Raw genomic sequence first — 10,821 nt, 5'->3', positions numbered from 1 at the left:
CCCCCCCGGGGTGGGTTCCTTGGCGCGCCCCCGGGGGGGGGGGCCCCCCCCCCCCCCCCGGGTCCGCCGTGCGATCAGGCCTGGTCGTGGGCCTTTCTCAGGGCGGCGATGTCCAGCTTGGACATCGAGCGCAGCGCGGTGCCGACCGCGATGACGCGCTCGGGCTCGCCGGCCAGCAGCTTCGGCAGTTCCGCGGGGACGACCTGCCAGGACACCCCGAACCGGTCGGTCAGCCAGCCGCACGGGCCCGGCTCACCGCCGTCTCCGGTGAGCGCGTCCCACAGGGCGTCGATCTCGTCCTGGGTGTCGACGACGAGCTGCAACGACGCCGCGTCGGTGTGCGGATGTCCCGGACCGCCGTTCATCAGCGTGACGGCGTGGCCGTCCAGCTCGAGGCTGACGACGAACGCCGAGCCGTCGCCCTGCCGGGTGATCTCGACGACCCGCGAGTTCGGCACGGTCGCGGCGTAGAACCGGCCCGCGGCTTCGGCCTCGGTGTCGAACCAGAGGAAAGTGCTGACGGTCATGGTGTGCTCCTTCGGTGGTGGTTGCGGTTCACCCACTGGTCGGAGCCGATGCCGTCGGTTCGACACACTTCACTTCTTTTTCGGCGGTAATTTCCCGGCGTAGGTCAGGCCGCGCTCGACCCACTCGCGCAGGGCCGCGTCGTCGTCGACGGCCGCGGCCGTGACGCGCAGCCATCCGCGACTCACCCGGCCGCCCATCGTCATCGGTGTGACGGCGTCGCCGTCCTGTAGCGCCTCGAACTCGCCGGGATCGACCCGGACCAGCAGTCCGCCCTGCCCGCTGATGGCGACGCCCATATTGCCGCCGGTCAGGAAACCGAGCCCACCGAACATGCGTTGTTCGGTGAGCGCGCGCCCCGGATAGGCGATCTCCCGGACCCGGTCGGCGAGTTCTTCGTCATAGGCCATGGTCACAGTGTGCGCCGGGGCACCGACAGGTTCACCGGCCGAGGGCGGCGGCGAACATCGGCCAGGAATCGTGCACGTCGTCCTGCCAGTACGGCCAGGCGTGCGTGCCCGCGGCGCGGAAACGCACGTCGGCGGGGATCCCGAGCTGGGACAGCCGCGCGGCCAGCGGGCCGGTGCAGCTGCCCGCCACCGCCTCCATGGTGCCGCCGACCAGCAGCCGGTCGACGAGGACGCCGAGGTTGCCCGCGATACTCGGGTCGTTGAATGCCTCGTGCTGGCCCGGCAGGCCGTTGCCGCTGGACAGGTAGATGGCGGTGCCGCGCAGGCGTTCGGCGTGCACGACCGGGTCGTTGGCCGCCCACGCCGGGTCGCCCGGCCAGCCCCACATATTGGTGGCGTCGGCGGCGAAGAGGGCCAGCTGGGCCCGCACCAGCGCCTGCGCGAGCGGGTTCGCGGTCTGTGTGCAGCCGCTGAACGCGCCCACCGCCCGGTACAGGCCCGGCGCGGCGATCGCGAGATTGAGCGCCGAGGTGGCCGACATCGACAGTCCGGCAATGGCATTGGCGCCGGTCATGCCGAAGCGGGCGTTCAGCAGCGGCGGCAGTTCGGCGGTGAGGAAAGTGGCCCACTTGTTGCGGCCGAGCACCGCGTCGTCGCGCTGCCAGTCGGTGTACATGCTGGCGCGGCCACCGATCGGGACGATCACGTTGACCGGCTTGTCGGCGAAGAATCCGGCGATATCGGTGCGCCGCATCCACGGCCCGCCGTTCTCCCCACCGTCGACCGCGTTCAGCAGGTACAGGGCGGGCGCCCCGGCGCCGGGATGCGACATCCACAGCGTGATCGGGCGGTTCATCGCCGCCGAATACACGACCACTTCCAGCTGCCGACCGCCGAGCGACCTGACGTCGAGAATGCCCGCTTCCGCCCTCGCGTCCGGCGCGAGGACCCCACAGCCGAGCAGCACGAGCACACAGCACAGGAGCTGACGCATCCACTCAGCATGCCGCACCGCACCCGCGATATCCGGCATTGACCGGCCGTGTCCACCCGCGGGCGGACACGGTGGCAAACCTGGGGCATCCCCGCCGTCTCGGCGGCAGGCACGACGGTGCGCAGCACTTCGTCGATGCCGGTGGCGGTGATGCCGAAGGCGGCGCGCAGCGCGGAATCGTCGACAACGAACTGGCGCCCCTGACCCCGCCGCTGGAATCGACCGCGCTGCCGATCGACCAGGTGGCCGGGCACAGCAGCTACCGCGCCGGCTTCACCACGGCCCGGTAGGCGGGTACGGCTGGTAGCCGGGCGGAACGGGCGGGGTGAAGAAGGCGGCCGAGCGGGGTTGCCACAGCAGTACCACGGCGCTGAGGCCGATCAGGAACGTCACGCCGGTGAAGATCATGGACTGCACGTCACCCCCACCGGAGCCCAGGCTGTTGCCCACGAATACGCCGACCACCGCGATCAGCGAGAACAGCACGTTGATGCCGAAGAACACGGTGGAGGTGATCCTGGCCCAGTTCTTCCCGGCCCGGCACGCGAACGCCATCCACACCCACAGCCCCGCCGACACCGCCGAGGTGAGCAGCCCACCGCCGATCCCGGCGTAGACGGCCACATCCAGATCGTTCCCGCGCAGGACCCCACCGGAGGCGTCGAGCGCTTCCTCGCGGATCTGGTCGATGGTCGTCAGCATGTACGCGGCACTGAGCAGAGTCACCACGGCCCCCGCCAGCATCACGAAGAACGCCATCCGCACACTCTCGGGCACCACCCGCGGCCCCTGCTCGACCTGCGGAACCGCGACACCCGGCGCGTACATCCCCGGCTGCGCGCCCCCTGGATAGGGTTGGCCCCCTGCGGGATACGGCATCGGCGCACCCGGCGGAAAAGCTCCACCGGCAGCCGGGTACTGCGGTTGCCCACCGCCCTGTCCCGGATGCGGCAGGCCGGCGCCCGGGTAAGGCGGGGCGGGCGGTACATCGGGTGGATACGACGTCTGATCCGAGGCACCAGCACCCGCCGGCTGCCCCGCCTGCCCAGGCTGCTGCCCTGCCGCCTCCGGATACGCCGCTTGCCCGCCAGTCCCTGCGGGCGGGGAAGGCTGCCCGGCGGGCACGGACGGATAGCCGGGCACGGAAGGATGACCGGGCGCGACCGAGCCGGGAGCCGACACGAAGTAGGGCGACGCTCCGGCGACACCCGGCGGTGCCGGTTGGCCCTCAGGTGCGCCTGAGTAGGGCGGCGCGGGTGCCTGTGAGGCTTGCCCAGGCACCGGCGGCTGCGGGACGTCGCCGGGCGCAGGCGCGTACGGGGGTTGGCCAGCTGCCGGTGGCGGCTGCGGGATACGGCCTGGCGCGGGAGCGTACGGGGCTTGGCCAGGCACCGGCGGCGACTGCGAAATGTGGCCGGGCGCAGGCGCGTACGGAGGTTGGCCGGCTGCCGGTGGCGGCTGCGGGATATGGCCCGACGCGGGAGCGTACGGGGCTTGGCCGGGCACCGGCGGCTGCGAAATGTGGCCGGGCGCGGGAGCGTACGACGGCTGGCCGGCGGCGTGGGGTGGGACGGGTACCGCTGATGGCTGCGGAGGGTGGCCCGGGGTGGGGGCCGGTGAGGGCACCTCGTCCGGGTACGACGTCAGCTCATCCTCTGGTCGCGGATCGTGCTCCGCGGACGAATCCGGCACAGTGTCTGCCCCCTCTAGGTGAAGTCAGACCAACTCTAGTCGTCTCCATGGTGACCGGCCGACCAGCGGCGATCCGCCCGAGGCAGCGCCGCGGAAGTGCCGGCGCGCGATGGCGGTACAGAGGTCGGCGCCGACGAGCAGCAGCAGGTTCAGCGACTGCCGCAGTTCGGCCGATGCCGATGGGCCTGCCGGACAGGATCTCCCATCGCACGGCGAAGGCGAAGGCGAGGATCGAGGCCTGACGCTCGACAGCTACCGAGCCACCGGCGGCTACGACGGGCAGCGCGCGAGCCCGGCCGGACCCTCGAGCGGCGGTCGACGGCCGCTCAGCGCACGCGGACCAGATCGCGGGCCGCGGTGCGGTAGCGGTCGGCGATCAGGCGGACGACCGCGGGGTGGACGCCGATGGGTTCGGCGACGCCGTCGGCGCCCGCGTCGTGCAGGCGCTGGTGGAACAGGCCGTGGGCGAGCAGGTACGAGGCGATGAAGACGCGATCGGCGCCCGACTCACGCAGGGCGGCGACCACGTCGGGGACGCGCGGGGTGCCGGTCGCCACGTAGGCGATGCGGACCGGCGCGCCGAGCTGCTCGGCCAGCATGCCCGCCGCGCGGCGCACGTCCTGGCGGGCGCGGGCGTCGGAGGAACCGGCGGCGGCGAAGACGACGGCGTCGCCGGGACGCCAGCCGGCGGCACGAAGGCGCACCGCCATGATCCTGGTCAGCGCCGGGTCGGGCCCCATCGCGGCGGTCACCGCGACCGACGGGTGACCGCTCTCGGCGACCTCGCGCGGCACGTCCTGGTAGACGTGATAGCCCGAGGCGAGGAAGGCCGGAACCACCACGGCCGGTCCGTCGAGATCGCGCAGCACCTCCGCGGGCGACGGGCCGAGCACGTCCACGAACGCGGTGCGCAGCGCCGGATTGGGCGCCGCCCCAGCCGCTTCGGCGCCCGACACGGCGGCGCCGAGTTCGGCCGCCACCGCGTCCGCGAGCGCCGCGATCATCTCCACCCCGCGCGCGCTGCGGGTGCCGTGCGCCACGAGGACCAGGGCCGGATCACCCGGCCGCGCGGCACTCACCAGACCCCGATCGGTTGCGCGGGCCGGGGCGAACGCGCGGGCGTGCCGATGCCGGCGGGATGCGGCGGCTGTACCGGCGGACGCGGCGGGATGTCGGTGTCGGAGCAGTCGGCGGCGTCGAGCGCGAGCCGGTAGCCGCGCTTGACCACGGTCTGGATCGCCTTGGGCGTGCCGAGTCCGGCCCGCAACCGGGCGATCGCGGTCTCCACCGCGTGCGTATCGTCGCCACCACCGGGCAGCGCCGAGAGCAGGTCCTCCCTGGAGACGACCCGGCCCGGCTGCCGCGCCAGCGACCGCATCAACGCCATCGGCGCGGGCGCCAGCTGCCGCACCTCACCGTCGACGACCACGCAGCCGCCCCGCACGCTGATCAGATGACCGGCCGCGTAGATACGGCTGGCCCGGCGCGGCAGTTCCTCGGCGACGTGGCGGGCCAGCGCGCCGAGACGCGCGCGTCCCGGCATGGTGGTCGGCACGCCGAGCTCCTCCAGCGGGGCCGCGGTGATCGGCCCGACACAGGCGGCGAGCACCCGGCCGCGCAGCGCGTGCAGCAGCGCGTCGAGCAGTCCGGTTTCCTTGGCGCGCATCAACATCGAGGCCACGGCGGGCGCGCTGGTGAAGGTGACACAGTCCAGGCTGCCCGCCACGATCGACTCGATCATCGAGTCCATCGGGCCGCGATCGGCCGGCGGCTCCCACCGGTACACCGGCACAGGGACGACATCGGCGCCCGCGCAGCGCAGCACCTCGCAGAAATCGGGCACCGGCTCCCACTCGGTGGTCGCGCCGTGCAGCTGGACCGCGATCCGCACGCCCTCCACGCCCTCGGCGAGCAGGTGGTCGAGCACCTCGGCGGAAGACTCGGAGGCGGGGGACCATTCCTCGCGCAGTTCGGCGGCGCGGATCGCGCCCTTGGCCTTGGGGCCACGAGCCAGCATCCGGGTGGCCGCGAGCGTGTCCCGCAGCGACTCGGCCAGCCCCCAGCCCTCCGCGGCCTCCATCCAGCCGCGGAACCCGATGCCGGTGGTGGCGACGGTGATCTGCGGCGGATCGGCGATCAGCTGTTCGGTGACACGGGCGAGCTCGGTGTCGTCGGCCAGCGGGATGATCCGGATGGCGGGCGCGGACACCACGGTCGCGCCCTTCCGGTTGAGCAACGTGCTGAATTCCTCGGCGCGGCGCGCGGCGGTGACACCGATGGTGAAACCGGCCAGCGCCGGGCGGGGTTCGGTCGGCAGGGTCATGGACTCACCGGTTCGTCCGAGACCGCGACAACGCCGCCGTCGAGTCGCACGGCGTACACCGGCAGCGACTGGGTGGGGTCGTCGAGACAGCGCCCGTCGATGAGCGAGAAAGCCTGCTTGAGCAGCGGCGACGCGACGACGGGCACACCGCCGCGGTCACCGACGATGCCGCGTGACATCACCGCGGCCCGGCCGAACGGATCGATGTTGCCGACAGCGGCGAGGGTGCCGTCGGCGAGCAGGAACAACGCGGCCTGCTTGCCGCCCGCGAGCAGGACGGCTACGCCGCGGCCCGGGATCAGGAAGTCGAGTCGGCACGCCTGGGTCCAGGTCGTGGTCTCGGTGGTGATGGTGGGTGTGTCGACAACGGTCATCGGTTCCTCCTCCGAACGCCTTATCTATTGGTACAGGCGCCCTGTTTCCGCAGCGTTAAGCGCTTATTTCGCAGCCGCCGCTGTGTCCGAGCCAACACCGGCGGGCATGCCGGGCAGGCCGAGCAGAACGGGCACCTTGCGCTCGCCGCTGTCGTCGAACGAGATGGTCGGGTCGGCTTCGTCCGGGGCGTTGACGAAGGAGACGAACCGGGAGAGCTTGTTCTCGTCCTCCAGTACCGCCGCCCACTCGTCCTTGTAGCCCTCGACGTGCTTGGCCATGGCGGCCTCCAGGTCGGCGGCGATGCCGAGACTGTCCTCGCACACCACGGCCTTGAGGTAGTCCATGCCGCCTTCCAGGGCCTCCTGCCAGGGCGCGGTGCGCTGCAGGCGGTCGGCGGTGCGGATGTAGAACATCAGGTAGCGGTCGATGTAGCGGATCAGCGTCTCGTCGTCGAGGTCGCCGGCCAGCAGCACCGCGTGCTTGGGGGTCAGGCCGCCGTTGCCGCCGACGTAGAGGTTCCAGCCGTTCTCGGTGGCGATCACGCCGACGTCCTTGCCGCGCGCCTCCGCGCACTCACGCGCGCAGCCGGAGACGGCCAGCTTCAGCTTGTGCGGCGAGCGCAGGCCGCGGTAGCGCTTCTCGAGCAGCACGGCCATGCCGACCGAGTCCTGCTGGCCGTAGCGGCACCAGGTGGACCCGACGCAGCTCTTCACGGTGCGCAGCGACTTGCCGTACGCGTGCCCGGACTCCATGCCCGCGTCGACCAGCCGCTTCCAGATCAGCGGCAGCTGCTCGACCGTCGCGCCGAACAGGTCGATGCGCTGACCACCGGTGACCTTGACGTAGAGATCGAACTCCTTGGCGACCTCGCCGATCACGATCAGCTGCTCCGCGGTGACCTCACCGCCTGGCATCCGCGGCACCACCGAGTAGGTGCCGTTCTTCTGCATGTTGGCCAGGAAGTGATCGTTGGTGTCCTGCAGCGCGGCCTGTTCGCCGTCGAGGATGTGCTCGCTCGAGGTGGAGGCGAGGATGGAGGCCACCGTCGGCTTGCAGATGTCGCAGCCCGAGCCCGTCCCGTGCTTGGCGATCAGCTCGGAGAAGGTGCGGATGCCGGTGACGTTCACGATGTCGAACAGCTCGGCGCGCGACTGGGTGAAGTGCTCACACAGTGCCTTCGACAGCGCCACACCGCTCTGCTCGAGCAGCTTCTTGATCATCGGCACACAGCCGCCACACGAGGTGCCCGCGTTGGTGCAGCTCTTCACGCCGGGGATGTCGCAGGCGCCCTCGGCGATCGCGCCGCAGATCGCGCCCTTGCTGACGTTGTTGCACGAGCAGATCTGGGCGTCGTCGGGCAGCGCGTCGGCGCCGAGTTCGGCGCCGGCCGGCGAGATCAGCGCGGCCGCGTCGGCGGGCAGCGGACGCCCGACCAGTGGCCGCAGCGCCGCGTACTGGCTGGCGTCACCGACGAGGATGCCGCCGAGCAGGGTCTGGGCGTCGTCGGAGACGACCAGCTTGGCGTAGGTGCCCTTGGCGGCGTCGTGCAGCACGACCGAGAGCGCGCCCTCGGTGGTGGCGTGCGCGTCGCCGAAGGACGCCACGTCCACGCCCATCAGCTTGAGCTTGGTCGACATGTCCGCGCCGGGGAACTCCCCCGCACCGCCGAGCAGCCGGTCGGCCACGATCTCGGCGGTGGTGTAGCCCGGCGCCACCAGGCCGTAGCAGACACCCTCGACCGCGGCGCACTCACCGATGGCCCAGATGTCGGGGTCGGAGGTCTGCAGGCCGACGTCGGTGAGGATGCCGCCGCGCGGGCCGAGCTCGAGGCCCGCTTCCTTGGCGACGGCGTCGTGCGGACGGATGCCGGCGGAGAACACGACCAGCGAGGCGTGGATCTCCGACTCGTCGGACAGGTGCAGCGTGACCCCGCCGGTCTCCTCCTCGATCGACTCGATCTTGGCAGTGCCGACGCCGGTGTGCACGTTCAGGCCGATGTCGGAGACCAGCTTCTCCAGGATCGCGCCGCCACCGGCGTCGACCTGGGCGGGCATCAGGCGGTCGTTGTATTCGATGACGTGCGGGGTCATCCCCATCAGGCGCAGCGCGTTGGCCGCCTCCAGCCCGAGCAGACCACCACCGATGACCACACCGTGCGCGCCGGGACCGGCGGCCTCGGCGGCGGCGCGGATGCCGTCGAGATCCTCGATCGTGCGGTAGACGAAGCACTCGGGCAGGTCGTGGCCGGGCACCGGCGGCACGAAGGCGTAGGAGCCGGTGGCCATGACCAGCGCGTCGTAGGCGATGACCTCGCCGGTGGAGCTGGTGACGGTCTTGGCCGCGCGGTCGATGGACTCACCGCGCTGGCCCAGCCGCAGCTCCACCAGGTCGTCGCCCTCGTAGGAGTTGCCCGGCAGCGCCAGCTCGTCGGGGTTCCAGCTGCCGACGTAGTAGGACAGGCCGACCCGGTCGTAGGCGGGCAGCTTCTCCTCGGACAGGACGACGATGCGCCACTGTCCGGCCTCGTCGCGGGACCGCAGGGCCTCGACGAAACGGTGTCCGACCATGCCGTGGCCGACCACGACCACTGTCTTGCGCGTGCTGTTCATGAGGGTGACCTCCTTGGTGATGGCCGGTTGTCAGCGAGCCGACGAAGCGGTGTGTTCGGCCTCGAGGACCAGGGACTCGGCCTCGACCACGACGTCGGTGTCGGCGGACAGGCGGGGACGGCGCAGGAACACCGACCAGGTGACCGCGGCGCACACCACGTAGAAGGCGAGGAACACCCAGAACGCGGTGGTCGCGGAGTTGGTGGCGGAGTAGGAGGAGCGCAGCACCATGTTGATGCCGACACCGCCCAGCGCGCCGATCGCGCCGACGAACCCGATGAGGGCGCCGGAGGTGTTCTGCGACCAGGCGGCCTGCTCGGCGCGCGAGAGCGGCAGGCTCTTGGACTTGGCCTCGAACACCGACGGGATGATCTTGGTGACGGCGCCGTTGCCGAAGCCGGAGAGCACGAACAGCGCGATGAAGCCGACGACCAGGACGGTCATGGTGGCGCCGGAGGCGATGCCGTTGTTGCGGTCGGCCATCGTGGAGGCGCCGATCACCAGCAGCGCGGCGGCCATCATGGCGCCGAAGGTGCCGATGGTGACCTTGCTGCCACCGATCCGGTCGGCCATCTTGCCGCCGTAGGGGCGGGCCAGCGAACCGAGCAGCGGGCCGATGAAGGCGATCGAGGCGGCGTGCACGGCGGCCTGGGCGGCGGTGTCGCCACCGGCCTTGAAGCTGATCTGCAGGATCTGGCCGAAGGCGAAGCTGTAGCCGATGAACGAACCGAAGGTGCCGATGTAGAGGAAGGCGATCGCCCACGACTGCGGCACCCGCAGCGCCTTGCCCATGTAGGACAGGTCGGCCTTCTGGTTGGTCAGGTTGTCCATGAAGAGGGCGGCGCCGACCGCGGTCAGGCCCACGAACACCAGGTAGATCGCGCAGATGATCGAGGCGTGGTCACCGCCGAGGGTGACCAGCACCAGCAGCCCGAGCAGCTGGATCACCGGGACGCCGATATTGCCGCCACCGGCGTTCATGCCCAGCGCCCAGCCCTTGAGCCGTTGCGGGTAGAACGCGTTGATGTTGGTCATCGACGAGGCGAAATTGCCGCCACCGAAGCCGGCGAACGCGGCCACGATCAGGAAGGTCGTGTACGAGGTGCCGGGCTGGTTGACGAAGTACAGCGTCAGCAGCAGCGGGACCAGCAGCATCAGCGCGCTGAAGATCGTCCAGTTGCGGCCGCCGAAACGGGCGGTGGCCACCGTGTAGGGGATTCGCAGAAATGCGCCGACCAGGGTCGGCATGGCGACCAGGAAGAACTTCCCGGCCGCGTCGATGCCGTACTTGTCGGTGGGCATGAACAGCACCATCACCGACCAGATCGACCACACCGAGAACCCGATGTGTTCGGCGATCACCGACCAGATCAGGTTGCGCTTGGCGATGTCCTTGCCGCCGGCCTCCCAGGCCGCGACATCTTCGGCATCCCAGTCCGCGATGTCGTGGTTACGCTGCAGCGTCCTCAAGTTGGGCCTCCCAAAAGTGCGATGGCTCAACGGTAGGAAATGGGTATTGCCGGAATGCTGCGGGAAATGTCGCGCGAATCAACGGTTTCTCACGATTCCCGGTTTCCGGGGGTGAGATCGGGGCGTTTGTTTCCGCCGTGTGACACGGCGATTTCCGCGGGTAAGGAAGCGGCGAGAATTCCCGGAAAGCCCCGGTGAGGGTGTGAGCTACGCCGCTTTCCGCGACTCTAGAACAGAGTCGCGGGAAGGGGCCGTGGGGGGTATGGGGGCGGGGTGGGGTTTGGGGTGGCCAGGGAGAAGACGGTGCCGCGCGCCGCGGCCTACATCGGCCAGAACGATCACGCGGTCGCGGTGCTCGGCTACGAGGTGTCCGGCCTGGACGACATCGACACCGGCGACGTGCTCACCCGCATCCCCGCGGGC

10 protein-coding genes are annotated in these 10,821 nt (G+C 70.9%); 1 reads left to right on the top strand and 9 read right to left on the bottom strand.

Annotation, left to right across the window (positions count from 1 at the left end; all coding sequences use genetic code 11):
- Window positions 1-74 precede the first annotated feature (74 nt).
- The 3 genes from QH270_RS15915 to QH270_RS15905 all read right to left on the bottom strand — a co-directional run bounded on the left by QH270_RS15915 (window position 75) and on the right by QH270_RS15905 (window position 1,929).
- Window positions 75-527, bottom strand: a complete 453-nt coding sequence (locus tag QH270_RS15915; RefSeq protein WP_280342726.1) for a VOC family protein — start codon at window positions 525-527, stop codon at window positions 75-77.
- 69 nt (window positions 528-596) lie between these two features.
- On the bottom strand, window positions 597-935 hold the full coding sequence (locus QH270_RS15910) for a TfoX/Sxy family protein (protein WP_280342724.1): 339 nt from the start codon (window positions 933-935) through the stop codon (window positions 597-599).
- A 31-nt stretch (window positions 936-966) separates the two neighbouring features.
- The gene (locus QH270_RS15905) at window positions 967-1,929 is read right to left on the bottom strand and encodes an alpha/beta hydrolase (protein WP_280342722.1); all 963 of its coding nucleotides are present in this window, start codon (window positions 1,927-1,929) and stop codon (window positions 967-969) included.
- 71 nt (window positions 1,930-2,000) lie between these two features.
- Here QH270_RS15905 and QH270_RS15900 point away from each other — a divergent pair, with 71 nt between their 5' ends.
- Window positions 2,001-2,219, top strand: a complete 219-nt coding sequence (locus tag QH270_RS15900) for a hypothetical protein (RefSeq protein WP_280342720.1) — start codon at window positions 2,001-2,003, stop codon at window positions 2,217-2,219.
- Here QH270_RS15900 and QH270_RS15895 read toward each other — a convergent pair.
- The 6 genes from QH270_RS15895 to QH270_RS15870 form a co-directional block, all read right to left on the bottom strand.
- The gene (locus QH270_RS15895) at window positions 2,203-2,757 is read right to left on the bottom strand and encodes a hypothetical protein (protein WP_280342717.1); all 555 of its coding nucleotides are present in this window, start codon (window positions 2,755-2,757) and stop codon (window positions 2,203-2,205) included. The genes QH270_RS15900 and QH270_RS15895 overlap by 17 nt on opposite strands.
- Window positions 2,758-3,947: 1,190 nt before the next feature.
- The gene (locus QH270_RS15890; protein WP_280342730.1) at window positions 3,948-4,625 is read right to left on the bottom strand and encodes a sirohydrochlorin chelatase; all 678 of its coding nucleotides are present in this window, start codon (window positions 4,623-4,625) and stop codon (window positions 3,948-3,950) included.
- Window positions 4,626-4,696: 71 nt separating this feature from the next.
- A complete protein-coding gene (locus QH270_RS15885; protein WP_280342714.1) occupies window positions 4,697-5,944 on the bottom strand; it encodes a uroporphyrinogen-III synthase in 1,248 nt (415 codons plus the stop codon).
- The gene (gene nirD, locus QH270_RS15880; protein WP_280342710.1) at window positions 5,941-6,318 is read right to left on the bottom strand and encodes a nitrite reductase small subunit NirD; all 378 of its coding nucleotides are present in this window, start codon (window positions 6,316-6,318) and stop codon (window positions 5,941-5,943) included. Before nirD ends, QH270_RS15885 begins: the two co-directional genes overlap by 4 nt.
- A 63-nt stretch (window positions 6,319-6,381) precedes the next feature.
- Complete coding sequence (nirB, locus tag QH270_RS15875) at window positions 6,382-8,928, bottom strand: nitrite reductase large subunit NirB (protein ID WP_280342707.1); 2,547 nt, start codon at window positions 8,926-8,928, stop codon at window positions 6,382-6,384.
- A 30-nt stretch (window positions 8,929-8,958) separates the two neighbouring features.
- Entirely contained in the window at window positions 8,959-10,398 is a 1,440-nt protein-coding gene (locus tag QH270_RS15870) for a nitrate/nitrite transporter (RefSeq protein WP_280342704.1), read from the bottom strand.
- Between the last annotated feature and the right edge of the window lie 423 nt (window positions 10,399-10,821).

Origin of the sequence: Nocardia neocaledoniensis, from assembly GCF_029868625.1 — a bacterium.
Taxonomy (GTDB): Bacteria; Actinomycetota; Actinomycetes; order Mycobacteriales; family Mycobacteriaceae; genus Nocardia; species Nocardia neocaledoniensis_A.
The sequence above is the reverse complement of the archived record's forward strand: the minus strand, read 5'-3'. Positions and strand labels throughout refer to the sequence as shown.

Coding starts and splice junctions, on each gene's coding strand:
- QH270_RS15915 (WP_280342726.1), bottom strand. CDS start 527: ATGACCGTCAGCACTTTCCTCTGGTTCGACACCGAGGCCGAAGCCGCG.
- QH270_RS15910 (WP_280342724.1), bottom strand. CDS start 935: ATGGCCTATGACGAAGAACTCGCCGACCGGGTCCGGGAGATCGCCTAT.
- QH270_RS15905 (WP_280342722.1), bottom strand. CDS start 1,929: ATGCGTCAGCTCCTGTGCTGTGTGCTCGTGCTGCTCGGCTGTGGGGTC.
- QH270_RS15895 (WP_280342717.1), bottom strand. CDS start 2,757: ATGTACGCGCCGGGTGTCGCGGTTCCGCAGGTCGAGCAGGGGCCGCGG.
- QH270_RS15890 (WP_280342730.1), bottom strand. CDS start 4,625: ATGATCGCGGCGCTCGCGGACGCGGTGGCGGCCGAACTCGGCGCCGCC.
- QH270_RS15885 (WP_280342714.1), bottom strand. CDS start 5,944: ATGACCCTGCCGACCGAACCCCGCCCGGCGCTGGCCGGTTTCACCATC.
- nirD (WP_280342710.1), bottom strand. CDS start 6,318: ATGACCGTTGTCGACACACCCACCATCACCACCGAGACCACGACCTGG.
- nirB (WP_280342707.1), bottom strand. CDS start 8,928: ATGAACAGCACGCGCAAGACAGTGGTCGTGGTCGGCCACGGCATGGTC.